The sequence below is a fragment of the Caulobacter sp. GW821-FHT09H08 genome (genome assembly GCF_059415885.1).
This window is the reverse complement of record NZ_JBWKOC010000001.1, coordinates 449820-474535: the sequence shown is the minus strand read 5'-3', so window position 1 is coordinate 474535 and position 24716 is coordinate 449820. Positions and strand designations below refer to the sequence as shown.

The following is a 24716-nucleotide window of genomic DNA, read 5'->3' as shown; positions in this document are numbered from 1 at the left end:
GCATGTTTGATGCCGTGCCGTGAAGCGATCTAGACGCTGAAGATGCATGCTGCCGAGTTCACGTCGATGAAGGCCAAAATCGTTGATTCCACTCACCTTGGGTCCTGCGGCCTTCGGTTATTGAATCGGCTCGCCCTTTTAGGCGAATACCTGGGGCGGAGCGCCGTGCACTCGCGGGATTCACCGACCGGTCTATATCGTCATCACTCGCATCGGCCCGATAGCGGCCCTTCCGAACTTCGCCAAAGGGTCGAAAGCCGACTTCGCCGCCTCCGCATTCCCCGCCATCAGGACGGGCATGACGAGCAGTTCAGCTGCTTGCCGCCAATGCCCCCCTAACCCAGAAACGCCGACCGTTCGGCCAAGGGCTGGGAGACGGCGCGTTCGAGGGTCCAGTCGACTTCCTCCCGCAGCGCGCGGATCAGCGGCGTCAGGTCATCGGGTCCGCCGTAGATCAGTTTCATGCTCAGGCCGGTCAGTTCGCGCAGCGACTCCACCGGCCTGCCCACCAGGGCCACGCCGAGCGCCGCGAGGCGTTGCGGCGAGCCGGCGGCGCTGGGAAAGGCTTCCTGGGTTTCAAAGGCCGCGCCGAGCAGTCGCGTGAGGGCTTCACGCGCGTTGCCGTCGAGCGTCGGATCCGTCAGCAGGTCCGACAGCTCCGCGACCGTCTCCCGCGCCAGCACCCGGCGCGAGAACAGCGCGTAACCGACCCGACGCATCAGCTCCAGCGCCGCCCGGCCCTCGGCGCCCCGCCGGCGATCGGTGCGGCCGGCCAGCCGCTTGCGACGGGTGCGCATCAGGCCGATGCGCGCGCCCAGCGCCACCAGGGTCGCCTCCTCCTCGTCCGATAGTCGCTGCGCCACGGCGGCGGACCAGAAGGTCTCGGCCTCGCTGAGCTTGCCCTGCCCCTCCAGCGCCCCGGCGGCGGCGTTGAACACGCCGGCCAGCACCCGGGGCGGCAAGCGGCGCGGCGTGTTGCGCAGGCGCCGCCCGGCCTGGGTCAGGTCCTCGACCCGCCCGACGGACACCAGCGCCTCGGCATAGAGGTCGGCCAGGGGCCCTTGCAGGGTGTCGGCGCCATAGCGGACCAGGGTCTCCATCGGCATGGCGCCAGCCTGCAGCTCGCGCTGCACCACGCCCCGCAGCTCGAACAGTCGCGCCTCCTCCGCCTGGAATCCGGCCGCCGTGGCCACATCGCCGGCAGGCGTGGGCGCCACGCTCTGCAACGACGCAGCCCCCAACTGACGGCGGAGCCAGGCGCGCGCCTTAGGCGGAAACTGATCCTGGACGGGGCGCAGGCGATCGGCGAAGCCGCGCCATTCCGCCCCGAGGCTCTGCTCGTCCTCGTCGAGTCGCAGGCGGTGATAGAGCTCCTCGACCCGCGCGACCTCGCCAGGCTCGCCCTGATAGAACTGCACGGCGCGCCGGTTGATCGCCAGGGCCTTGTCCGCCAGCTCGCCCTTCGCCGCCGCCGCGTCCAGGTCGCGCAGCATCAGCGCGCGGACGTCCGGTCTGTGCCAGACGGCGGCGGGGTCGGGATCGGAAGGGTCGTGCTGGAACAGCTGGCCTTCCTTGCGCGCCTTTTCGAGAAGGGCGCCGGGCGTCACCGTCGACAGGTCCAGGCCGCAAGGCTCGGCCAGGACCGCCGCGATCACCCCCGCCGTCAGGCGGCGCACCAGCAGGCCGGGGAAGGCGATCTTGCGCAGTTCCGGGTCGCGCACCCGATAGAGCACGCGATCGTAAAGCGCCGCCTGCAGCCGCTCGGGATGGTCGCGCAGCGTCCCGGCCCACTTGGCCGGATCGGCCTCCGCCCCCTCCTTCTCCAGCAGGGCGGCGGCCAGGCGCACGGCGAGCGGAGAGCGGCCGACCGCCTTCAGCACCTGGCCGATGATCCGGTCGCTGACTTCGACGCCGAGCCGCGCGCATTCGGCCGCGAGATAGGCCCTGGCCTCGGCCGGGCGCAGTTCGGTGAGCCGGACATGAAAGTTCGGTTCGATGTCGCGCCATGGCGGAGCGTCGTCATAGTCGTAGGCCTGCCCCGCCGGCCGCACCTCGGGATACCAGCGCGAGCCGTAGACCAGCAGCACGCTGTCGGCCCCGGCCCTGTCGAGCGCCGCCGCAGCGGCCATAGGACTGCGCGCGGCCACGTCGTCGAAGCCCAGCACCTGCTCGGCGCTGTCGGCGAAGATCAGGATACGGCACTCCCGCCCCGGGCGTCGCAACAGCTCCACGAGGTCCCAGGCAAGGTTGCCGTAGAGTTCCGAGCTGCGCAGGGAGCCGCTGGCTTCCAACCCCGGGTGGGAAGCTTGCGACGGGCTCGTCAGCGCGTCCAGTCGCGGCAGGTCCTCCCGCGCCACCCAGCGCCGCGCCTGGCGGACCAGTTCGGCCATGATGGTCGCCGGCCGCGCCTGCTGCAGGTCGCGCCGGTCGAAGTCGAGGTGGAAGACGGCCGACGGGCGCAGCGCTTCGTCCCCCTCCAGGATGTCGGCGACGAAGCGGCTGACCAGCAGAGACTTGCCCATGCCGCCGGCCCCTTCCACCAGCGCCAGCACCTGGGAGCGCGGGTCCCGCCAGGCCGCGTGCAGCTTGGCGAGCTCCTTTTCCCGTCCCACGAACCGATGCAGGTCCGGGCCGCCGACCATCTGCAGGAAGTCCAGGCGCTCGACCTGTTCGCGCAGTTCCGAAGGAACGAAGGACAGCGCCGCGCCCGCCGCCTGGGCGATGGCGCCGACCCGGGCCAGGGTCGACAGCTGCTCGCGATCCTGCAGGTCCGGCTTGATCGGCTCGTCGCCCAGCAGGGTGGCCAGCAACAGCTCGCTTTCGTTGCGCTCGGCCTCCGGCCGCGCCGCCAGCCGCCGCCGAGCCTCCTCCAGCCCGATCGCCTTCAGGACATCGATCCGGGCCTGGGTCGGCAGCCGCAGCGCCTCGATCCCGGCCTCGTCCAGCGCCGGCTTCGCGGCCACCTGCAGGTCCAGCGCCACGTCCGACGCCTGGTCGGCCTGCGCGTCGGAATGGGCGGGGTTGGCGTCGAACCATTCGGCCAGCAGCTCGCCCGCGCGGAAGCGCTCGCGCACCGCCGCCTCGGCCCAGAGGTCCCGTTCCGGACCGGGGCGCGCGAGATCGGGAATGGCGAGGAGCGGGCTCACGCCTGCACCCGGTTCCGCAACTCGGCCAGGCGCGCCATCACGGCGGCGCCCAGTTCACGGCCCTGCTGCGTCCCCGCCAGGGCCAGCACCGCCTGGGTTTCGGCTTCGAGATCCGCCGCGCTCAGTTGGACCTCTCCCACCGCGTTCACGGCCTTGACCGCCGAGCGCAGTTCGTCGGCCTGGAGGCTGGTCAGCCGCTCGCGCCGGGTCAACTGGAAGGGATCTTCCACGCCCGAAGTCGGATCCGGTCCCAGCAGGAACAGCGTGACGCCGGCGAAGTCCTTGTTCAGGCGCATCTGCGCCAGCTGCATGACGAACAGCCTGGTCTCCGGCGGCACGTCGCGATCCAGGTTGTCGAACACCAGCCAGACGTCCTTGCCCCATGGCGCCGGCAGCGACTGGACCCGGGCCACGAACTCGCCGCTGAAGCGCTGCGCCAGGGTGACGCCTGTGACGCCTTCGCTGGTCGGCGCGACCCCGTCCTGCAGCCCCAGCACGCGGGTCAGGTACTCGAACAGTCCCGCGACGCTCTGGGACCTCAGCGTCGGCCCGAGCAGGTCGACGAGCAGTGGCCGAACCTCCTGCCCCGCCGCCACATGCTGGATCAGATGCCACGAATGGCTGCGGCCCAGGCCCCGGTCGCCCTCGACCATGATCACCGGATAGTCCTTGCGCTCGGTCAGACCCTTGAGCAGGGCTCGCAGCGGCGAGCGGTTCACGACCGGCACGCCGCCGGCGAGACAGTGCTCGTAGGGCGGACCGGCGGCGATGGCCCGCGCCTCGCCGGCCCGCAGCCGCTCAAGGGTCGCCTCGAGATCGGCGACGGCTTGGTGCTCCGGCCAAAGGACCGCTGCAGCTGCATAGAATTCGATCGCGTAGTGCATGTTGCGTTGCAGCCAGCCCACGAAGTCCATGGCCACCACCGCCATGAGCACTTGAGGGCGCGCGAAATCCCTGTAGTCGACCACGATGGCGTCCATCAGGAAGACGCCGAAGTCGTCGGGAGCCTGGAAGTTCCTCGTCCAGCCCAACAGCGTCCGTTGCTCATCGCGCGTCAGCTGCATGGCTAGACCGGCGCCCCCTTGGCGCGGGCGTCGGCGAGGATCAGCTGCAGGGGGATCGCCTGATTGTAGCCGGGATCGCCCGCCGCCGGACCGTTCTGGTGGCCGACATGGTGCAGGGCCACGAACCGCAGGGCGGCGTCGAACACCGGCGCGCCCGAGGAGCCCTGCTCGGTATTGACGCTGTGCCGCAGGCGCGTCGGCCCCTTGGCGAGCACCGCCCCGATGTCGATCTTCATCGGCTGCGCCTTGGGATGCTGCAGCACCACCAGGCCGCTGTTCAGGATGAGCTCCGACTGGGGCGCGATCGTATCGGCATAGCCTCGAGGCTCGCCCCCGTCGACGATCGGCCGATCGCCCAGCGGCGCGGCCAGCTTCAGCAGCGCATAGTCCAGGAACTGCAGCGAGTCGTTCATCGGCCCGGGCACGGTGTCCTCCGGCGCATGGCTGCTGGAGGCCAGCACGCGGGTCGCCTTCACCTCCATGGACGGCGTCTGATAGGGCCCGACGCCTTTTCGGTCGTCGAAGATGCAGGTGACCGTCGAGGTCAGCGCCCCGTCCGCCGCCAGGACGTTGGCGACCACGTGCCGGTTCGTCAGCACCAGGTCGGGAGCGATCAGCGTTCCCGTGCCGTTGAGATCGCAGGCGATGCGACAGACCTGGCCCTCTAGCCGCGACAGGTCGGACCGGAAGACCTCGACGTCCTCATAGGGTGACTCAGGCCGACTGAGCAGCGCCTCCAGACCGGCCGTGGAAACCTTCGTGAAGCCCAGTCGGTCCAGGATCTGGGCGAACTCCGTCACGGCTGGGCGGGCATCGCGCGCCGCCGCCACCAGCTGCTCCATCGTGTTGTGCTGGTCGAAGCGGGTGTAGATGTCGAGCGCCTGGTTCTGCCACAGCAACCCCGGCCGCACGACGGCGCCATAGTTCAGGTCGAACCGCTCCTTCAGGATCAGCGCCATCGACTGATCGTCGAAGCTGTCGCGCAAGGCCCGGAGGAAGATCTTGACGTCCGCAGGCTGCAGTTTCACCGCGCCCTCCTAAAGCGTCACGTCCGAGGCCGCGAGCAACGCCTTGAGCATCACCGCCGCGCCGCACTGCTTGGAAACGAAGTTGGGGTCGTAGACGCCGTCCTCGACATACTTCCCCTTCGCGTAGTGGTTGGAGAAGCTCCAGAGGTACGGGCTGTTGATCCCCTGCTTGCGGTAGCCGAAGCCGTTGTAGCCCTCGAACCGGAACAGGGCGCGCGCCAGGCCCCAGTCGGCCTGGCCCGAATGGCCCTCGTACTCGATGGCGTCCACCGCGCTCGACACCCAGTCGCTGGGCGGATTCCACACCAGCGGCCGGCCTTTCGGAACCCGCACGGTCCGGGCCCCCAGGGGATCGCCGTTGTGCAGGTGGGCGGCGAAGTTGAACGACGCCTCCAGCGCATGGACGATGCCGATGAACCACCAGGGCGCGCCGGTGCGCGCGGACACGGCGGCGTACTGCGACCGGTACTGCAGCAGCTTCTGCCGGTGCCAGGCGACCTGGCCCTTCCACTCGGGCCGCACGATGCAGCTGGCGAACAGAGCCTCGTAGCCCGCCTTCAGCGCCTCGTAGCTGTTGGGGTCCGGCGCGACGGCCGGTGCGCTGGGGATCGGTGGCGGGGTCAAGGTGGCGGGCGCCGTCGGCCGCGGCTCGCTGGGTCCGGGACGGGTCAGGACGGCATAGCGGGCCAGGAGTTCGCCCGCCTGGTGGGCGACCACGGGATCGGCGCTGTCCTGCAGGTCGGTCAGGCGCTGGAACAACGGCGTCAGTCCCACCAGGGTCTGGGCCGCCGCATCCAGGGCCGCGATCTGCGCGTCCCGTTCGGCCCAGACGACCGGCGCGGCCGCTTCCATCGGCGTGGCCAGGCCGTTCGGTGCGACGGTGGTCAGCGCCCACTTGGCGGTGGAGTCGAACAGCGCCTTGGCGCTCTGCACGGACAGATGCACATGGTGATTGTGCGGGTTCTTTCCGCCATAGGGCCGCCAGGCCCAGGCCGCCGCCCCGCCCTTCGGCTCGGACGCGCAGATGCGGCGGTTCCAGATGATGTACTTGATGCGCGGATCGCGGCTGGCGCGCAGCCCTTCGGCCAGGGTCTCGCCGTCGCAGCCGCCGGCCGGATCGTGGGTGAAGTCGCGGGCCGTCACCACCCCGACGCCGCCGTCGGGGATCCAGGGATTGTGGTCGGAGTCCCGCGTGGCGTGGGCCGCGTCGCCGATGCCGCCGTCGCTGACCTTGCTGCGGTTCGGCGCCAGCTGGTTGATCTGGGCCCGCAGGGTCTCCAGCGCCTGGGCCATGCGCCACTTCGCGACCGCCGCCTCCAGTCCGCCGACCGAACGGCTCGAGCGGTCGTCGGGGTCGCCGTGCCCCTCGTCGTCGAGCTCGGAGGCGATCTCGTCCGTGGGCCGATCGGTCAGCCCTCTCACTACCGGTTCCATGCGAACGCCCCCCGTCTGCGACTTCGGTCAGAACTCAAAGAACGCTGTAATTTTAACTTGCCGAAGATACAACGTGAGCGCAAGCGTACCTCGAATAAAGCCTGAGGAGGTATGTGATGGCCGTGTTGCGTATCCTCGGCGACGAAGTCGTCAGCCGGTCCCGTTACCTCAGCGAAGCGACGTCGCGCGCCAGCCTGGAAGCGTTCGCGACCCCGGAGTCGCATCCGCTCAAGGCGGCCTTTTCCACGCCCGGCCTGGAGGCCGACGGCGGTCCCGGCGCGACCGAGTTCGCGCCGATCGGCCTCGGAAAGCCGCTCACCATCCTGATCCGCGATGTCTATACGGGCCGCCACCCGAAGAAGAGCGTCCTCGGCGGCGGCGGCAAGCAGATGGCGGTGGTCTCCGCCTTGAAGGACTACGCCACCTTCGCGCCCTCCAGCCGCGCCGTGAACTTCATGGAACGGGACATCGGCGCCCACAGACGCCTGCGGGCGCCGGCCGCCACCAGCGCCGGCACCAACATCGTCGCCTATTCGCCGGCCGTGCTGTCCGACCAGCTGCACTACACCATCGAGATGTCGTTCGACCGCTTCCCCGACGGGCTGCTGGAGGCCGTCAGCGGGGCGTTCAAGACCGCCGCCAACCTGCCCATCCTGCTGCCGGCCCAGAACTACCTGCTGGCCGCCGGCAGCGTCATCAAGATCGCCTCCGACTGGGGCAACGCCCTGGTCGACGGCAAGGCGGCCTTCAGCATCACCGACACCCTGGACTTCAACATCCCCGGCTCCGTGCCGCCCTCGGCGGACTTCCGCGTCCTCGGAAGCGATGAGCACGAGGGCCTGAAATATGATCCGACGCGCGGCCTCCTGCGCGCCGACGGCAAACCCTATGACGGCGACGAGCCCTATGTCGTGGTCAGCCTGGACGGCGCCGCCCGCCCGGCCCTCGAAACCTTCGCGCCGACCCTGGCCACGGCCGAGCAGCTCAAGCAGTTCTTCGCCATGAAGGACGGGGGCGAAGCCAGCGTCGAGGCCGTGCTGGAAGGCCTCAAGCTGGCCAACGACATCAAGTACCGCGACCAGGCCAAGACCCTGTCGGCGGCCCTCGCGACCGAGCCCGACGGCCCGAAGAAGCAAGAGATGCAAAAGCGCCTCAGCGCCCTGAAGGACAACATCGTCAGCCCGGACCTGAAGCTGAAGGATTAGGGCGGAACGACATTCATCGGGTGTCGATATCAATCCGTCGCCTTCCTGGGCCTTGTGCCCAGGAAGGCGGGGTTTGTTGGCTCGATTGACCATCGATCCGACCCAGCCCCTCTCCCCACCGGAGCCCCTGCCTCACAATCGCCCGCGTCGGCCGCCCTTCAGCCTGTCGATGGCGCGGGCCGGGCGAGGCTCCGGCGCATCGGGAGACGGCGGGACCGGGAAGCCGGCCGGCGCGGGCCTCCGCGTCCCGGTTATCGCCGCGACCTTCCGGGCGGCGCTGGCCAGTTCGCCGCAGACCCTGGCCTTTTCGCGGGCCTTGCGGACCTCGGCAGGGTCGTCGCTGGTGTCGATGGTCGCCCAGGCGGCGTCGATGATGGCCATCAGCTTGGCTTGGACGCGGTCGCACCAGGTGTGTACGGAGGCTTGGGTCATGGCCTTAAGTGTCCCTCCGCTCGCGGGACCGGGGACAAGAAACCTGCGTTTTCGCGTAAGCCCCCGGATTCGCTGACCTCGCCTCCGAAAAGCACGGGGATTGGCGCTTCTCGCCCCCGCAACCCTGTGGATAACTTTTCCACTGGCGAGCGCGCCGGGACCCGCGCAAGCTCACCCGGAGATCGCGCCCGGCAATAACGAGATTGTCGTGTATCGAAATCCGGCGCACAGTCGCCAAACAAGTGTTTCGGCCAGGGCGTCGGGGAGAGAAGCGATGGGTCTCGGGGGTAAGGTCGCGTTGACGGCCGTGGGCGCGGTGCTGTTGCTGGCCGGCGTGGTCGCCGTGAAGACCGCCACGTTCAAGGCGCCGGCCCAGGTCGACCCGGCTTCCCTGAAGCTGGCCGCCTCGCGCCCGGTCGACGTGGCCAAGGCCGCCAATCACCTGGCCGAGGCCGTCCGCTTCCAGACCATCAGCCACCAGGAAAAGGCCGACGATCAGCCGGCCGAATGGGACAAGCTGCACGCCTGGCTGCAGGCGACCTACCCGCAGGCCCATGCGGCCATGACGCGCGAAGTCATCGCCGAACATACCCTGGTCTACACCTGGCCCGGCTCGAATCCCGCCCTGCCGCCGATCGTGCTGATGGCCCACCAGGACGTGGTGCCGGTGACGCCGGGCAGCGAAGGCCAGTGGACCCATCCGCCGTTCGACGGCGTCGTCGCCGACGGCGCGGTCTGGGGCCGGGGCGCGATCGACGACAAGGGCTCGCTGGTCACCCTGTTCGAGGCGCTCGAAGGCGTCGTGGCCAGCGGCTTCAAGCCCACGCGCACGGTCATCATCGTCAGCGGCCACGACGAAGAAGTGCGCGGCGTCGGGGCCCGCGCCGCCGCCGCCCTGCTGAAGTCGCGCAACATCAAGGCCCAGTTCGTCCTCGACGAAGGCATGGCCGTGGTCGCCGACCACCCGGTCACCGGCAAGCCCGCCGCCATCATCGGCACGGCCGAGAAGGGCTATGCGACCATGAAGGTCGTGGCCCCAGCCGTCGGCGGCCACTCCTCGGCCCCGCCGGCCGACGGCGGCGGCGTCGTCAACCTGGCGCGCGCGGTCACCGCGATCAGCGACCACCAGGCCCCGATGAAGTTCCAGGGCCCGGGCGCCGACATGCTGAAGGCCATCGCCCCGCACGCTTCGCCCGCGGTGAAGATCTTCGCCGCCAACACCTGGCTGTTCTCGCCGCTCCTGGTGAAGGTCACGGCCAAGACCCCGGCCGGCGCGGCCATGCTGCACACCACCATCGCCCCGACCATGATCAAGGGCTCGCCGAAGGAGAATGTCCTGCCGCAGGACGCCACGGCCTGGATCAACTACCGCATCGCGCCGGGCGACACGTCCAGGATCGTCATGGACCGCGCCAAGAGCGCCGTCGGCAAGCTGCCGGTCGAGCTCTCCTGGACCAAGACCCCGGACGAGCCCTCGCCGATCTCCTCGACCAACTCGGAGGCCTGGAAGACCCTGGCCGGCCTGGCCGCCGACGAAAGCAAGGCCCCGGTCGTGCCGGGCCTGGTCACCGCCGGCACCGACAGCCGCTACATGGGCGGGGTGGCCACCGACGTCTACCGCTTCCAGCCCCTACAGCTGAAGGTCGCCGAGACCAAGATCATCCACGGCACCGACGAGCATATCAGCCTCGACAATGTCGAGCGCATGGTGCGGTTCTACCAGCGCCTGGTGGAGACGGCGGCGTCGCGGTGATCCCCTAACGCGCTCATCCCCGCGGAAGCGGGGACCCAAGCGGCCTATCCATCATCCCTATCGTCATTCCCGCCCTTGTGGCGGGAACCCCTGGTCTAGCTGACACGTGAGATGCAAGCGGATCGCTGGCGATCCGCCCCAACTGCACCTGCGGCCGATAGAGGGGTTCCCGCCCCAAGGGCGGGAATGACGGGATGTATTTGGGATTCAGCTTGGGTCCCCGCGTTCGAGGGGAGGAGCGGTGATATAGTGGCGTCGAACCAGGGGGACGCTCTAGAACAGTCTCATGTCCGAAGACGCAGCCGAACCCTTTGAAACCAAGCCTTCTGAGGGCGTCGTCGAGACAGTCGCCGATTTCCTGCATCGTCGTGCGGGCAATGCGCGTCCTTCCGACCTTATCGCTTTCCTCGACCGGGCTGGCGATGCGACGCCGGACGCCGGAGACGAACCGCTCAAGGCGTCGTAAAGACGCAATCGACTTCATCCATTCAAGACCGCCATGCCAGACGACGCCGCCACCTCCGCCAAGAGCAAGCTGCCCGCCGACAAGTTCGGCGAGGGCTTCGTCTATGACGCCTGGTACGTCGCCTGCCTCTCGCCGGACCTGAAGGCCGGCAAGAAGGAGAAGCGCGAATATCTGGGCGAGCCGATCCTGATCGGCCGCACCCGCGCCGGCCAGGTCTACGCCATCCGCGACATCTGCCCCCACCGCGCCGCCGCCCTCTCGGCCGGCCGCCTGCATCGCGAGGCCGATGGCGCCGACAGCGTCGAGTGCCCCTATCACGGCTGGCGCTTCGGGCCGGACGGGGCCTGCAAGGCCATCCCGTCCCTGACCGCCGACGCCGATTTCGACATTTCCAAGGTGCGGGTGCGCCGCTATCCGACGGTCGAGAGCCAGGGCTTGGTCTGGATCTGGATGAGCTCAAACCCGCGCTTCGACGGCGAGCCCCCGGAAGCCCCGCCAGTCATCCCCGGGATCGTCGGCGGCAAGCCCAAGCTGGTCGATCACCTCGACTACGACATCCATATCGACCACGCGGTGCTGGGCCTGATCGACCCGGCCCACGGCCCCTACGTCCATCAGCAATGGTGGTGGCGGACCAAGACCAGCCAGCACGAGAAGAAGAAGCGCTTCGTCCCGACCGAGGCCGGCTTCACCATGGCCCGGCACGAACCGTCCAAGAACTCCAAGGCCTACGCCATCCTGGGCGGCGAGCCGCTGACCGAGATCACCTTCCGCCTGCCGGGCCTGCGCTGGGAGCATGTGACGGTCGGCGACAAGCAAGTGCTGGCCCTGTCGGCGATGACGCCGATCAACGCGAACAAGACCCGGATGAACCAGATCATGTGGTCGGATCACTGGGCCTTCACGGCGCTCTATCCGATCATCCGCGTGGCCGCCCGGGCGTTCCTGCGCCAAGACGGCCGCATCGTCGAAAACCAGACCCCGGGCCTGGCCCAGAACCCGCCGCTGATGTGGGTGGGCGACGCGGATCAACAGGCCCGCTGGTACCACCAGTGCAAGCGGGAATGGGCGGCCAGCCGGCGCGAAGGCCGGGCGTTCGTCAATCCGGTAAAGGACTCGACGCTGCGGTGGCGGACGTAAAACTCCCTCTCCCCTTGCGGGAGAGGGTGGCCCGCGAAGCGGGTCGGGTGAGGGGTCGCGCTCCGCTGTCGGACAGGCCTTTCAACCCCTCATCCGTCAGCTACGCTGACACCTTCTCCCGCAAGGGGAGAAGGGAACGGGTATGGCGCTGAACTTCAAGATCTACCAAACCCGCCTCCTCACCAGCCTCGCCACCCTGCCCACCCCGCGCGGCTGGGCGTTCTGCCTCGCTGCCTCCGCCGCCACCTTGGCACTGATGATGGCGATCGGCTTCGTCACGGGCCTCTATCACCTGACCCCGACCCAGCCCGGCCTGCCGCTGCGCCTGCTGGTCGTGTTCTTCATCCCGGCCCTCGGCGAGGAGCTGCCGTTCCGGGGTCTGTTGACGCCTGGCCCCGACGAAGTGGCCAGGCCCAGGCTCGAGATCGCGGTCTCTACCGCCCTCTACACGGGCTGGCACGTCTTCGAGGCGGTCACCTTCCTGAAATCGGCGGCGAACATCTTCCTGCGTCCCGACTTCCTGGCCTGCTGCGCGGTGCTGGGCCTGGGCTGCGCGGTGATGAAGTTGAAGACCGGCTCGATCTGGCCCGCCGTGATCCTGCACTGGCTGCTGGTCGTCGTCTGGCAGACCTGGTTGGGCGGCGTCAGCGCGCTCGCCTAAACATTACGTCGTCGAAAGAACCACGTTCGTCGATCTAACCAAAGGTTCACTGGGTTCCCGCCTTGGTTGCGCGTATGTCTGCGGCCGCAACCAAGGACGCGAGAGACATGAACCGCCTCACCATTCGCCTGACCTTGGCCGTCGTCATGACCGCCCTGGCGGTGACGGCGGTCGTGGTCCCCCACTAGGCTCCCAAAACGAAAAAAGCCCGCCCCGTCAGATACGCGACGGGGCGGGCCTCTTTTCGAAACGCGGCCAGAGGGACGGAGCGGACGCGCCCCGAAAGCTCGGCGAGGGTGACAGCCGAAAGTGGTTGCCGGTTTCGGCGCCCGTCACCCTCGAAAAGCCAAGACCCCCGCGTTAGGCGCGGTAGGTGTAGGCGCTGGAGACGTAGCCGACGCCGACGCCGTCCTGGCCGACCAGGATCCACTTGCCGTCACCGGTGCGGCCCAGGGCCTGGAAGGTCGTGCCCGAGCTGACCGAACCCAGCTTGGCGCCGTTAGGCGCGGCGCGCAGGTTGACGGTCGAGCGGGTGACCATCTTCTTCTCGATCTTGACCAGCGGAGCGGCCTGGACGGTCTGGGCGTAGCGGTAGCCGCCCGACTTGTAGATGCCGCCGACTTCCTTGGCCGCGTCGCTCTTCTGCATGCCGCAGCCGACCGCCGAACCGGCGCCCGCGCCGACCACGGCGCCGATGGCCGTGCCCGTGCCGCGATCGCCCTTGCCGGCGATCTTGTTGCCGGCGAAGGCGCCCAGCAGACCGCCGACGACGGCGCCGACTTCCTGCTTGGAGCCCGAGGCCTTGCAGCCGACGACGCCGGCGCTGGCTTGCGGGGCGGCGGCCAGGGTCAGGGCCGTGGCGGCCGCGCCGATGGTCAGGGTGATGGTCTTGATCTTGGTGGTGATGGTGGTGGTCATGGTCTTTGTCCCTTTTGAAAGTTTCCGGGGTCAGCAACCCCGTGAGACAGACCATGACAGGGCGAAGCTGAACGGCTGCGCGGACCGGTTCAGCAGATTTCGTTCATGTTGAAAAAAGTTTGGAGAGGCTCTCGACTGCCCACCTAAAACTCCGTCATTCCCGCCACAAGGGCGGGAATGACGGAGTTTTAGGTGGGCCGACTTCTACGCCCCCAGCGCGTAGGGCCCGCTCTTTTCCAGCGCCACCTTCCACGCCGGCCGCGCATGCATGCGCTCGATCCACGCCGCCATGTGCGGATACTCCGCCAGCTTGCCCATCGCCTTGGCCACCTCGGGCACGAAGCTCATCTGGATGTCCGCGCCGGTCAGCCCCTCGCCGACGAAATACTCCCGCCCGGCCAGCTGGTCGTTCACGTACGACAGGTGGTTGGCGATCTCGCCCTGGATGCGCGGGTGCAGCGGCGCGCCGGCCTCGCCCAGGCGGCCGACATACATGTTGAGCATCAGCGGCAGCATGGCCGAGCCCTCGGCATAGTGCAGCCACTGCTGATAGCGGTCGTAGTCGGCGCTGGCCGGATCGGGGGCCAAGCGGCCCTCGCCGTGGCGGCGGATGACGTAGTCGATGATCGCCCCGGACTCGATCACCGTCAGGTCGCCTCCATTTTCGTTTTTGGCAACGATCACCGGCGACTTGCCCAGCGGATGGATGGCGGTCAGCGACGGCGGGGCCAAGCGCGTCTTGGGATCGCGGGTGTGGAAGACGATCTCGTAGGGGACGCCAAGCTCCTCCAGCAGCCACAGGATCCGCTGCGAGCGCGACTCGTTCAGGTGATGGACGGTGAGCACGTTTCTTCCCCTTTTTGTGATTTTATGCTGCACTGCGACATTGCTCGCAGGTGCGAAAAGAGCCACAGTGAAAGAAAACAACTGTTTGGCGCAGGGGAGCAAGCCATGACCGACACGGTCGCCGCGAACACGAACGAGACCCTCATCCTGCCTGGCCTGACGGGCCTGTTGCGCGAAGCCGCTGACGCGGCCGGATTGTTCGTCGCCGAAGCCAAACCCGCCGTGCTGGGCCACATCGCCCCCGACGGCGGCAAGGTCGACCGCAAGCTGGCCGACGTCCATCAGCACCGCGTCCACGGCTACGGCTGGTACGCGGCCTATGCCGAGCTGATGAACCAGGTCGCCGGCTGGGCCGAGCGCCTGGAGGCCGAGGGCCGGTTCGGCGAGATCGAGGCCCTGCTGGCTCAGCTGCTGTTTTCCGAATACGCCGCTCAGCTGATCGGCGGCGTGCCGATGAACCAGGGCGAGATCGTCCGCCCGGCGCACTTGGTCGAAGACCGCGCGGTGATGAACCGCCTGTTCTCCAACGGCATCATGAAGCTGATGGTCGAGGGCGGCACCCAGGCCGTGAAGACCCGCATCGCCCAGCGCCTGGCCGAGGCGCGCGGCCGTCCGACCCTTGAGTACACGGGCCTCGACGAAACCTTCGAGATGATCCGCGACCAGTTCCACGCCTTCGCGGAAGAGAAAGTCACCCCCTTCGCCCACGAATGGCACCTGAAGGACCAGTTGATCCCGATCGAACTGGTCGAGGAGCTGGGCGAACTGGGCGTGTTCGGCCTGACTATCCCCGAAGAATTTGGCGGCTCGGGCATGGGCAAGACCGCCATGTGCGTGGTGTCCGAAGAGCTGTCCCGCGCCTGGATCGGCGTCGGCTCGCTGGCCACCCGCTCGGAGATCGCCGGCGAGCTGATCCTGACCGGCGGCACCGACGCCCAGAAGGAATACTGGCTGCCCAGGATCGCCAGCGCCGAGATCCTGCCGACCGCCGTCTTCACCGAGCCGAACACAGGCTCTGACCTCGGTAGCCTGCGCACGCGGGCGACGCTGGACGGCGACAACTATGTGGTCACCGGGAACAAGACCTGGATCACTCATGCCGCCCGCGCCGATGTCATGACCCTGCTGGTCCGCACCGACCCGGCCACCACCGACTATCGCGGCCTCTCCATGCTGCTGGCTCCCAAGCCGCGGGGCGTCGAGGGGAACGACTTCCCGGCCCAGGGCATGAGCGGCGGCGAGATCGGGGTGATCGGCTACCGCGGCATGAAGGAGTTCGAATTGGGCTTCGACGGCTTCACCGTGCCGGCCGAGAACCTGCTGGGCGGCGTCCCGGGCCAGGGCTTCAAGCAGCTGATGGCCACCTTCGAGAGCGCCCGCATCCAGACCGCCGCCCGCGCCGTCGGCGTCGCCCAGGCGGCGCTGGAGACCGGCCTCGGCTACGCCCTGGACCGCCAGCAGTTCGGCCAGGCGATCTTCCACTTCCCGCGCGTCGCCAACAAGCTGGCCATGATGGCCGCCGAGATCATGGGCGTGCGCCAGCTGACCTACTACGCCGCCCGCCAGAAGGACGAAGGCAAGCGCTGCGACCTCGAGGCCGGAATGGCGAAACTGATCGCCGCGCGGGTGGCGTGGGCCTCGGCGGACAATGCGCTGCAGATCCACGGCGGGAACGGGTTCGCGATGGAGTACGCGGCGAGCCGCCTGCTGGCGGACGCGCGGATCCTGAACATCTTCGAGGGCGCCGGGGAGATCCAGGCGCAGGTGATCGCGCGGCGGCTGCTGGATGGCGGGAACTAGCCTGTCCGCTCAATCCACAAAGCCCCCTCTCTCTTAGAGAGAGGGCTGGGGTGAGAGGTTACGGTGCCCGACGGAGCGCCGGCACGCCGTCAGACCTCGTAACCTCTCACCCTCCCATCGCTTCGCGACGGGTCCCTCCCTCTCTCTCAGAGAGAGGGTCGATATTTGCGGCCTTGCCGCTTCCTCAAGCATCAGCATAGCGTGAGCCTTCCATTCGAAGGATCGCCCATGCTCGCCACGACCCGCCGCACCGCCCTCCTCTCGGCCCTGGCCACCACGGGCCTGGCGGCGTTCGACAACCGGGCCTGGGCTCAGGAGACCGGCGCCGTCGGCGCGGCCGTCGACAAGTTCGCCCAGGAGGTCATGGCCGGCTTCCCCGACCAGCCGGGCCTGGGCGTCACGGTCATCGAGAACGGCAAGGTCACCCTGGCCAAGGGTTATGGCGTCAAGCGCCTGGGCAGCCCGGACAAGGTCGACGAGAACACCGCCTTCGGGATCGCCTCCAACACCAAGGCCATGACCGCCGCCCTGCTGGCCATGCTGGTCGAGGAGGGCAAGGTCGAGTGGGACGCGCCGGTCGTCAAATACATGCCGGCCTTCCAGATGAGCGATCCGGTCGTCACCAAGCTGATGACCGTCCGCGACCTCCTGGTCCACCGCAGCGGCCTGACCCTGGGCGCCGGCGACCTGATGATCTGGCCCTCGCCCACCCACACCCGCGCCGACATCGTGGCCGGCCTGAAGTACCTGCCCATCGGCGGCCAGTTCCGGGGCGGCTACGCCTATGACAACGTCCTCTATGTCGCCGCCGGCGCCCTGATCGAGGCCGTCACGGGCCAGAAGTGGGAAGAGGTCATCAAGGCCCGGATCTTCCAGCCGCTAGGCATGAGCGACACCGTCTCCAGCCCAGCCCTCGTGGACCGCGCCCACCGCGCCGAGCCGCACTGCCGCCTGGGTCCGCCCGTGCGAGGCCTGGGTCCTCAGACGGTGCTGCCGTTCGACGCCAGCTTCGACGCGGCCGGTCCGGCAGGCGGGGTGAACTCGACGCCCAAGGACATCGCCAAGTGGATGCAGGTCCAGCTGGGCCTGGGCCTTTCGGCCGACGGCAAGCGCCTCTGGAGCGAGCAGCAGGCGCGCGAGATGTGGAAGCCGCAGACCATCACCGCCTCTTCGGACGGCCCGACCGTCGAGAACCCCGGGCGCCCGACGATGCAGGCCTATGCCCTGGGCTGGTTCGTCCAGGATCATCGCGGCGAGCGCCTGCTGTGGCACACCGGCGGCCTGGCCGGCTTCATCTCGTACACGGGCCTGCTGCCGGGCCGGAAATCCGGCATCATGGTGATGACCAACGCCGAGGAGAGTCCGGTGCTGCGCTCGATGCGCTACGGCGGGCCCGACCGCCTGCAGGGCCGCAGCGACTATGACTGGATCGCGTCCAGCAAGCGCCTCCAGGCCGAGAACGACGCCAACACCATCAAGGACGCCGCCAAGGCCACGACGCCCTCGTCCGGCGTCAAGCCCAGCCTGCCGCTGGAAGCCTATGCCGGCGTCTATCGCGATCCCTGGTACGGCACTGTGACCATCACGGTGGTCCCTCCGAAGAAGGGCGACAAGACCAAGGCCAAGAGCCTGCACGTCTCGTTCGACAAGACCCCGCTGCTGCGCGGCAAGCTGGACGCCTTCGACGGCGAGACCTTCAAGAGCACCTTCGACGACCGCACCCAGGAGGACGCCTTCTTCAGCTTCGACCTGAAGGACGGCAAGGTGGTCTCGGCCCTGGTCCGCGCGGTCTCGCCGCTGGCCGACTTCAGCTACGACTACCAGGACCTGCGACTGACGAAGGTGGGGTAGGCGCCCCTACCCCCGCAGCGGGCGCTCCGGCCGGTCCGGCCGGTCCGGGAAACCCGGCCGAGGCGCGCGCTCGAACGCGTCGCGATAGGCCAGCATCCGGCGGCCCTCCTCGATCTCGTCCGAGGTCTCGGGTCGCAGGGTGGCGGTGACCAGGAAGTCCTGGCCGGTGGGCAGTTTCACCACGCGGGTCTCGCCGGCCGCCAGGTCGACCGAGGCCGTCTGGTCGGGCCAGAACTCGCGGCCCAGGCTGATCGTCACCCGCAGGCGCTCGCCCTCCTGGACGACGCTGGTGAACAGCGAATAGCGGCTGCCGCTGCGCTCATAGGCGCCCTTGCGGTACATGCGCTGCGACCCAAAGGCGGTGAAGTCGGCCCACAGCGGCACGCCGTCGGGGGCGACGCCGCTGGCCTGCACCCGCACCGCCAAACCGGGCTCGACGGCCGAACGGTCGGCGACCGCGTGGATGATCCGCAGCTTGCGCAGGCCGGCCGCCGGGATCAGCGGCAGCAGCTCCGGCATCGGCGCGGCGACCAGTTTGGTCTCGTCCAGCCGCGCCCGCGCCAGGCGCTCGGCCTCCTGCGCCAGAGACGGCGACGGGGCTTGCGGCGCCGGCGCCTTGGGCGAGATCAGGATCTTTGGGCCGACGGCTGGAGCCGGGCTCGTGTCCTGGACGCTCACTGTCGGCTTGAGGGTCAGCACGACCTCCGGAGGACGCACGCTCCAGACCATCCCCGCGCCTGCTCCGCCCATCACCAGGGTCAAGGCTACGCCGGCGAGGCGGCGGGTGGGACTGGGCGCCGGGCGCGACAGCAGCCGCACGCGCTGGGCCAACGGATGGGCCGACCAGTGGCAGCCCAGCGGCAGCGGGCGGGCGGCCAGCTGGGTCTTCAGCATGGCCTCGGCATAGGCCTTGCGGGCCTTGGGATAGGCGGCGACCACGCGGGCGTCGCAGGCCAGTTCCTGATCGATGCGCAGCCAGCGGCTCATCACGTGGACCGCCGGATTGAACCAGCAGAGGCAGGTCAGCAGGGCCAGCAAGGCGTTCACCGGCGGGTCGCGGCGCGCCACATGGGTCTGCTCGTGCGCCAGCACCACCTCCTGCTCACGCGGGGTGTAACGGGCGTCGAAATCGTCGGGGATCACCACGCGCGGGCGCAGGATGCCGACCACTGCGGGTCCAGCCTTTCCGGCCTTGGCGGCGCGGGCGAACTGCACTTGCCTCCAGGCCAGCCAGGCCATGCAGGCGACGAGGCCCAGCAGCCAGAGGACGACCAACAGCGGCCGGGTGTCGAAGGGCGCGGCAGAGGCCGCCGCCGCCTCGGCGAAGGTCTCGCCGGTGATGGCGCGGGCCTGCTCGGGCAGGGTCGGCACGGGGACCGTCATCACCCGCGCCGGCAGCAGCAGCCCCACCACCGCCAGCGGCGGCAGGCTCCACAGCCCATAGGCCACGCGCGCCCCGAACAGCCGGCGGATCGGCAGGCGCACGGCCATCACCACGGCCACGGCGACCGCCAGGGCCAGGTTGACGCTCACCAGGCCGAAGAAGAGATCAACCATCGTCCTCGATCTCCGCGATGAGGTCCTTGAGCAGCTTCACGTCCTTAGCGCTCAGGGTGCGGTGCTGCGCGAAGTGTGCGACCAATGGGGCGACCTCGCCGCCGAACAGGCGATCGACCAGGCTCTGGCTCTCGGACTGCACGTAGTCGTCGCGGGAAACGAGGGGGCGGTAGAGGTAGCCGCCCGCCTCGCGGGCGCCGGCGATGGCGCCCTTCCTCAGCAGGCGGGTGATCAGGGTCTTCACGGTGCCGGGGGCCCAGTCGTGGGCCTCGCCGACCTCGGCCACCACACCGTCGGGCGTCAGCGGGCCGCTGCGCCACAGGGCTTCCATGATCTGGCTCTCGGCGCCGGATATCCGCACGAGCCTGCTCCACATTACAGAGATTACATTTGTATTCTGCGCGAGAGTACAGCTGTATCATACTCGAGTTCACCGCTGACGCCAGCGGCCAAGAGGGGAAGTTCCAGTGTCCATCGGTCTCGTCGCGGTCGTGCTCGCCGCCGCCCAAGCCGCCTCCGCCGCCACGGCGCCCGCGCCTCCGGTCACGGTTCAGAAGCCGACAGAGAAGCCCGCCGAGACCTCGACGGGCGTCAGCGCCGTCACGGTGACCTCCGAGGCGCCGCCGCTGCGCACCTCGATCGACCGCCGCAGCTACAGCGTCTCGGGCGACCTGGCCGCCCAGTCCGGCGGCATCGCCGACGCCCTGCGCAACGTCCCCTCGGTCGAGGTCGACGTGCAGGGCAATGTCAGCCTGCGCGGCGATCCCTCGGTGACCATCCTGATCGACGGCAAGCCCTCGGGCCTGTTTCAGGGCGAGGGCCGTGGCCAGGCACTGCAACAGATGCCGGCCGAGCGCATCGACCGCGTCGAGGTGATCACCAACCCCTCGGCCGAGTTCCGTTCGGACGGTACGGGCGGGATCATCAACCTGATCACCAAGAAGGCCAAGGGCGCCGGCCGCACCGGCTCGATCCGCGTGACCGGCGGCGACCATGGCCGCAACGGCCTGTCGGGCAATGTCGGCTACAACAGCGGCAAGCTGTCGGCCTCGGGCGATGTCAACTATCGCCGCGACTTCGCCGACCAGGTCGACTACGAGCGCCGCCAGCAGGCCAATCTGGACAGCGAGACCAAGGGGACCACCGATTTCGACTTCGAGAGCCTGACCAGCCAGGCGACGGTCGACTACGACGTCTCCGACAAGCTGCGCATTGGCGGCGAGGCGCGGGTCAGCCGCTTCAACCTGGGCGTCGACGCCGAGGCCGACACCGTCCGCCGCGACGCCACCGGCGCGACGGTCCAGGCCTATGACCGCGACCTCACCATCCGCCAGAAACGCGACAACGGCGCGCTCAGCGCCAACCTGGTCCGCCGCTTCGACGGCGACGGCCACCAGCTGACCCTGAAGGCCACCTATGAGGCGGTCGACGACAACCGCACGCGGACCGGCCACACGGTCTATCGCCTGCCGACCACCACGGGCAGCTACGACCAGCAGCGGCTGGGCTACGACGTGCGCCAGACCCTGTTCAAGGGCGACTATGTCCGGCCGATGGGTTCGGGCCAGACCCTGAAGCTGGGCTTCGACCTGCAGTTCGACGACAACAACTACACCAACACCGGCCTGCGTGGCCCGTCGCTGGGCGGGCTGACCGTCGACCCGGGCCTGACCAGCCAGTTCTTCTACGAGCAGCAACTGAGCCAGGCCTATGTCACCTACGAGCGGCCGGTCGGCGAGCTGACCGTGCTGGCCGGCCTGCGCTTCGAGCAGTCGAAGCTGGACCTGACGGCGCTGGGCAAGAAGAACGACAACGACACCACCAAGCTGATGCCCAGCCTGCACCTGTCGTACAAGCTGAACGACCAGCAGAAGCTGACGGCCAGCTACAGCCAGCGCCTGCAGCGTCCCGGCCCGTTCGACCTGAACCCCGTGCCGTTCCTGCTGGATCCGATGAACTACCGCGTCGGCAATCCGAACCTGAAGCCCCAGCAGACGCACTCGTTCGAGCTGGGCTGGCAGTACCGCAAGGCGCCGCTGACGGCCCTGGCGACCCTGTACTACCGCCAGAACGAGAAGGTGGTGACGGACGTGGTCACCGACAGCGGCGGCGGCGTCTTCGTCACCACTCGCGCCAATGTCGCCCAGACCCGCAACGGCGGCCTTGAACTGGTCCTGAACGGCAAGCTGACACCCAAGCTGACCTACAACTTCAGCACCAACACCTTCTGGGTCGAGCTGGACGGCTCGAACCTCGGCATCCCGGGCAAGCGCTCGGCCTTCACCACGCAAGGGCGCGGCAGCGTCAGCTGGCAGGTCACGCCCAAGGACCTGCTGCAGATCAACGGCTTCGTCTCGGGCAAGCGCCTGACGGCCCAGGGCTACGCCATGCCCGCCACGGGGATCGACCTGGGCTATCGCCGCAAGATCAACGACCAGATCTCGCTGCTGGTCACCGCCCAGGACTTCCTGAACGTCTTCCGCGACAAGCAGGTGATCGACACGCCGACTCTGAAGAGCCTGGTCGTCCGCGACGTCGACGCCCGGATGCTGCGCGTGACCCTGGCCTGGACCTTCGGAACCGGCAAGGCGCGCAAGGACCCCGGCTTCGACTTCCAGGGTCCGGGCGGCCCGCCGCAGTAGCGTTGAGGAAAGCCGCCTAGCGCGGCTTCCAGCCCTCGGCGATCACCCCGATCTGGCGATCCATGACCGCCGACATCTCGGCCGCCGGCAGGTTGCCGCCCGCCGCGGCGCTCATGCGGTAGTTCCAGGCGTAGGACGCCTTCAGGGTGTCGACGAGCAGGGCCAGGTCCAGGTCGACCCGAACCTCGCCCTTGCGCTGGCCGTCCACGAGGACGTCGAGCAGCATCTGGGTCAGGCGCGGATTGCGGCCGTAGGGCGTGACGCCCGGATCGTTGTTCGGATTATACGAGGCGGCGATGTGGGCCAGGAACAGCTTGGCCCGGCGCGTCTCGAACTCGTAGTGGATGGCGAAGATCGAGCACAGGCGATCGGCCGTGCTGCCCCGCAGGAACGGAATGACCCGGTCGAACTCGGCATAGAGCTCGTCCAGGCGATGGGTCATGACGTGGCTCAGCACCTCCGCCTTGGAGGCGAAGGTGGTGAACACGCTACCGACGGAAACCCCCGCACGCTCCGCGATGGCGCGGATGGTGGTCTCCTCGTAGCCGACGTCATTGAACAGGTCGCGCGCGGCTTCGAGAACCTTCTCTCGCGTTGCGGCCTTCTGATCATCTCTTACGCCCACGCACGTCCCCCTCGAACACGCTAGCGTCATTGTTGGATCGAAGACGCTCCGTCCTCCCCCGGACGGAGCGCCGTCGGGTTAAGCGCGGGCGCCCGCGAAGATGACTTTCAGTTGATCCGAAAGCCGCGCCAGCAGAGCCTCAACCGACCAGCCGTCGTAGACGGCGCGGCGGTAGTTGGCGACATACACGTCCCAGGTGATCTCAGCCAAGAGCTTGGCGTCGATATCTTTCTTCAACTGGCCTTCATCGACGGCGCGCTGGAGGGCGTCGGCGATCAGCTTGAAGATGTGCTTCAGGTCGGTGCGGGCGCGGCGCTCGGCGGCTTCCGAACGGGTCCACGACACGGCGATGCTGGCGCGCAGCAGCGGCAGTTGCTCGACGTGGAAGCCGTAGGCGATGCCGAACAGGCCCAGCAGGGCTTCGTCGATCGTCTTGGCGGTGCGCGAGGCCTGGGTCATCTGGGCGTAGATGACTTCGTAGTCGGCGGTCAGGATTTCTTCGAACAGCTCCGACTTGTCGGCGAAGCTGGCGAACACGGCGCCGGTCGACATGCCGGCGGCGTTGGCGATGTCACGGATCGTGGCGCCTTCGTAGCCGCGCTCGCTGAACAGGCGGCGGGCGGCGGCCAGGACGCGCTCACGGGTGCGCTGCTTGGCCAGCGCGCGACGGGTCAGCTTTACCGGGGTTTCGGCGCCGGACTCGATGTTGACGGACACAAAGCTCATGCGGCGGCCTCCAGGCGGGCGAGAGCGGCTTCGGCCCGCTTCTCGAATTCGATGCAGTATTCGTCGACGACGTTCTGAAGAACGTCGGCGTAGCGGCGGGCCAGCTGGCGACCGTCTTGCGCGGCGTCGCGCAGGTCGGTGATCAGCTGACGAACTTCGGCCAGGGCCTCTTCGCGATCGGACGCGGAGTGCGCGGCGGCGGTCGCTAGGCGAGCGCTCATGCGGGTCTCTCCTGTCCCCCGGTTGGGTGGGAAAAAGCGTTGAACCGATCGCGGTGGGGGAGGGTGATCATGTTCAACGAACGCGTACATCAAAATAGGAAGCGGGGGCAATAACGCTAGGGGGACGCCAGTGCAACCGCGAAAACGAACCGAAATCGCCGAACTTTGGCGTACGGTCTAGATATGGGAGCGATCCCAAAGCGTCACTGCGACAAATGTACTCAACGAACAGGTTCGCCGAATTGACTCAACGGACGGTGATCAGTGAACACGTTCGCACGCGATGCGGTGGCGGAGCGCGCCCGGCTCCTTAGGGCTCCGGGCTCTATGGCGCAGTCGGGTTCCGCGCCTTATTCTCGGCGGCATGAGCCACCTGTTCGACTTTCTCGTCCCCGCCGCGCTTCTGGCGGTTCTGATCGCCTTGGCGGCCGGCCTCTACGCCCTGTTCCGTGGGGGCGATTTCGGCCGCTCCTACTCGAACAAGCTGATGCGGCTGCGCGTGCTTCTGCAGTTTATCGCCGTCATCGTCCTGGTCGCCGCCGCCTTCTGGTGGCGCAAGGGCTGATCCTCCCTAACCCCATTCGCCGAACGAGAGTCCGCGACCGATGGTCACGCTGAACCGCATCTATACCCGCACGGGCGACGGCGGCTCGACGCGCCTGGCCACCGGAGCCCCGGTCAGCAAGGCTTCGCTGCGGGTCGAGGCCTATGGCGGGGTCGACGAGACCAACGCCGCGATCGGCCAGGCGCGACAGCACACCGCAGCCGATGCGACGCTCGACGTGATCCTGGAGCGCATCCAGAACGACCTCTTCGACCTGGGCGCGGACCTCGCCACGCCCGAGCAGCACGGCAAGCCCGAGTGGGAGCCGCTGCGCATCGTCGAGAGCCAGGTCGAGCGGCTGGAGCAGGAGATCGACCTGCTGAACGGCGAGATGAGTCCTTTGACGTCGTTCGTGCTCCCCGCCGGGTCGCCAGCGGCTGCCGCCCTGCACGTGGCGCGCACCGTCTGTCGCCGGGCCGAGCGGACCTGCGTGGCGCTGTCGGAGACGGAGGGGGAGATCGTGGGCAAGCCGGCGATCAAGTACCTGAACCGGCTGTCGGACCTGCTGTTCGTGGTCGCGCGCTGGAGCAACGACAAGGGTCGCGCGGACGTGCTGTGGAAGCCGGGCGCGACGCGGTGAGACCAAAACCCCGCCCT

Annotated in this window: 22 protein-coding genes and 1 pseudogene; 10 read left to right on the top strand and 13 right to left on the bottom strand. The window is 68.5% G+C overall.

Annotated elements, in window-relative coordinates; translation table 11 throughout:
- Nucleotides 1-335: 335 nt before the first annotated feature.
- The 4 genes from AC07NN_RS02355 to AC07NN_RS02340 are packed head-to-tail and all read right to left on the bottom strand — an operon-like array spanning nucleotide 336 to nucleotide 6660.
- The gene (locus AC07NN_RS02355) at nucleotides 336-3146 is read right to left on the bottom strand and encodes an AAA family ATPase (RefSeq protein ID WP_494637532.1); all 2811 of its coding nucleotides are present in this window, start codon (nucleotides 3144-3146) and stop codon (nucleotides 336-338) included.
- The gene (locus tag AC07NN_RS02350) at nucleotides 3143-4210 is read right to left on the bottom strand and encodes a hypothetical protein (RefSeq protein WP_494637531.1); all 1068 of its coding nucleotides are present in this window, start codon (nucleotides 4208-4210) and stop codon (nucleotides 3143-3145) included. The genes AC07NN_RS02355 and AC07NN_RS02350 overlap by 4 nt, the downstream gene beginning before the upstream one ends.
- A gap of 2 nt (nucleotides 4211-4212) precedes the next feature.
- Nucleotides 4213-5238: a trypsin-like peptidase domain-containing protein gene (locus tag AC07NN_RS02345; RefSeq protein ID WP_494637530.1), complete on the bottom strand. Its 1026-nt coding sequence runs from the start codon at nucleotides 5236-5238 to the stop codon at nucleotides 4213-4215.
- Nucleotides 5239-5247: 9 nt separating this feature from the next.
- Complete coding sequence (locus AC07NN_RS02340) at nucleotides 5248-6660, bottom strand: hypothetical protein (RefSeq protein WP_494637529.1); 1413 nt, start codon at nucleotides 6658-6660, stop codon at nucleotides 5248-5250.
- 128 nt (nucleotides 6661-6788) lie between these two features.
- On the opposite strand from AC07NN_RS02340, the gene AC07NN_RS02335 reads away from it, so the two are divergent.
- Nucleotides 6789-7877, top strand: a complete 1089-nt coding sequence (locus AC07NN_RS02335) for a hypothetical protein (RefSeq protein ID WP_494637528.1) — start codon at nucleotides 6789-6791, stop codon at nucleotides 7875-7877.
- Nucleotides 7878-8009: 132 nt separating this feature from the next.
- On the opposite strand, the gene AC07NN_RS02330 is transcribed toward AC07NN_RS02335, so the two are convergent.
- A complete protein-coding gene (locus AC07NN_RS02330) occupies nucleotides 8010-8309 on the bottom strand; it encodes a hypothetical protein (protein WP_494637527.1) in 300 nt (99 codons plus the stop codon).
- Nucleotides 8310-8583: 274 nt separating this feature from the next.
- Here AC07NN_RS02330 and AC07NN_RS02325 point away from each other — a divergent pair, with 274 nt between their 5' ends.
- From AC07NN_RS02325 to AC07NN_RS02310, 4 genes are all read left to right on the top strand, one after another.
- A complete protein-coding gene (locus AC07NN_RS02325) occupies nucleotides 8584-10062 on the top strand; it encodes a M20 family peptidase (protein WP_494637526.1) in 1479 nt (492 codons plus the stop codon).
- 286 nt (nucleotides 10063-10348) lie between these two features.
- On the top strand, nucleotides 10349-10528 hold the full coding sequence (locus AC07NN_RS02320) for a hypothetical protein (RefSeq protein WP_494637525.1): 180 nt from the start codon (nucleotides 10349-10351) through the stop codon (nucleotides 10526-10528).
- A gap of 33 nt (nucleotides 10529-10561) precedes the next feature.
- Nucleotides 10562-11668 carry a Rieske 2Fe-2S domain-containing protein gene (locus AC07NN_RS02315; protein WP_494637524.1) on the top strand — a complete coding sequence of 369 codons (1107 nt, stop codon included), beginning with the start codon at nucleotides 10562-10564 and terminating at the stop codon, nucleotides 11666-11668.
- A 142-nt stretch (nucleotides 11669-11810) separates the two neighbouring features.
- Entirely contained in the window at nucleotides 11811-12329 is a 519-nt protein-coding gene (locus AC07NN_RS02310; protein WP_494637523.1) for a CPBP family glutamic-type intramembrane protease, read from the top strand.
- A gap of 360 nt (nucleotides 12330-12689) precedes the next feature.
- Here AC07NN_RS02310 and AC07NN_RS02305 read toward each other — a convergent pair whose 3' ends face one another.
- Together AC07NN_RS02305 and AC07NN_RS02300 are read right to left on the bottom strand one after the other, a co-directional pair.
- Entirely contained in the window at nucleotides 12690-13247 is a 558-nt protein-coding gene (locus AC07NN_RS02305) for an SH3 domain-containing protein (protein WP_494637522.1), read from the bottom strand.
- A 204-nt stretch (nucleotides 13248-13451) separates the two neighbouring features.
- Nucleotides 13452-14093, bottom strand: coding sequence for a glutathione S-transferase family protein (locus AC07NN_RS02300; protein WP_494637521.1), 642 nt, complete (start codon nucleotides 14091-14093; stop codon nucleotides 13452-13454).
- A gap of 105 nt (nucleotides 14094-14198) precedes the next feature.
- Here AC07NN_RS02300 and AC07NN_RS02295 point away from each other — a divergent pair, with 105 nt between their 5' ends.
- Both AC07NN_RS02295 and AC07NN_RS02290 read left to right on the top strand, forming a co-directional pair.
- Nucleotides 14199-15893, top strand: coding sequence for an acyl-CoA dehydrogenase family protein (locus AC07NN_RS02295; RefSeq protein WP_494637520.1), 1695 nt, complete (start codon nucleotides 14199-14201; stop codon nucleotides 15891-15893).
- Nucleotides 15894-16121: 228 nt separating this feature from the next.
- Nucleotides 16122-17744 carry a serine hydrolase gene (locus tag AC07NN_RS02290; protein ID WP_494637519.1) on the top strand — a complete coding sequence of 541 codons (1623 nt, stop codon included), beginning with the start codon at nucleotides 16122-16124 and terminating at the stop codon, nucleotides 17742-17744.
- A 6-nt stretch (nucleotides 17745-17750) separates the two neighbouring features.
- Here AC07NN_RS02290 and AC07NN_RS02285 read toward each other — a convergent pair whose 3' ends face one another.
- Nucleotides 17751-19301 (bottom strand): M56 family metallopeptidase, encoded by a 1551-nt coding sequence (locus AC07NN_RS02285; protein ID WP_494637518.1) that lies wholly within the window; start codon nucleotides 19299-19301, stop codon nucleotides 17751-17753.
- Nucleotides 19294-19662, bottom strand: a complete 369-nt coding sequence (locus tag AC07NN_RS02280; protein ID WP_494637517.1) for a BlaI/MecI/CopY family transcriptional regulator — start codon at nucleotides 19660-19662, stop codon at nucleotides 19294-19296. Before AC07NN_RS02280 ends, AC07NN_RS02285 begins: the two co-directional genes overlap by 8 nt.
- Before the next feature lie 106 nt (nucleotides 19663-19768).
- Between AC07NN_RS02280 and AC07NN_RS02275 the strand changes: the two genes are divergently transcribed.
- A complete protein-coding gene (locus AC07NN_RS02275) occupies nucleotides 19769-21943 on the top strand; it encodes a TonB-dependent receptor domain-containing protein (RefSeq protein WP_494637516.1) in 2175 nt (724 codons plus the stop codon).
- A gap of 16 nt (nucleotides 21944-21959) precedes the next feature.
- On the opposite strand, the gene AC07NN_RS02270 is transcribed toward AC07NN_RS02275, so the two are convergent.
- The 4 genes and pseudogenes from AC07NN_RS02270 to AC07NN_RS02255 form a co-directional block, all read right to left on the bottom strand.
- Nucleotides 21960-22568, bottom strand: coding sequence for a TetR/AcrR family transcriptional regulator (locus tag AC07NN_RS02270; protein ID WP_494637515.1), 609 nt, complete (start codon nucleotides 22566-22568; stop codon nucleotides 21960-21962).
- 78 nt (nucleotides 22569-22646) lie between these two features.
- The gene (locus AC07NN_RS02265) at nucleotides 22647-23294 is read right to left on the bottom strand and encodes a TetR family transcriptional regulator (RefSeq protein WP_494638173.1); all 648 of its coding nucleotides are present in this window, start codon (nucleotides 23292-23294) and stop codon (nucleotides 22647-22649) included.
- Nucleotides 23291-23515, bottom strand: coding sequence for a CC0731 family SpdR-regulated protein (locus AC07NN_RS02260; RefSeq protein WP_492857875.1), 225 nt, complete (start codon nucleotides 23513-23515; stop codon nucleotides 23291-23293). The genes AC07NN_RS02265 and AC07NN_RS02260 overlap by 4 nt, the downstream gene beginning before the upstream one ends.
- Nucleotides 23454-23586, bottom strand: a pseudogene (locus AC07NN_RS02255) (hypothetical protein); the annotation flags it as partial. The gene AC07NN_RS02260 and the pseudogene AC07NN_RS02255, both read right to left, overlap by 62 nt.
- A 293-nt stretch (nucleotides 23587-23879) precedes the next feature.
- On the opposite strand from AC07NN_RS02255, the gene AC07NN_RS02250 reads away from it, so the two are divergent.
- Complete coding sequence (locus tag AC07NN_RS02250) at nucleotides 23880-24080, top strand: twin transmembrane helix small protein (RefSeq protein WP_494637514.1); 201 nt, start codon at nucleotides 23880-23882, stop codon at nucleotides 24078-24080.
- Between the two features lie 40 nt (nucleotides 24081-24120).
- On the top strand, nucleotides 24121-24699 hold the full coding sequence (locus tag AC07NN_RS02245) for a cob(I)yrinic acid a,c-diamide adenosyltransferase (RefSeq protein ID WP_494637513.1): 579 nt from the start codon (nucleotides 24121-24123) through the stop codon (nucleotides 24697-24699).
- Nucleotides 24700-24716 lie beyond the last annotated feature (17 nt).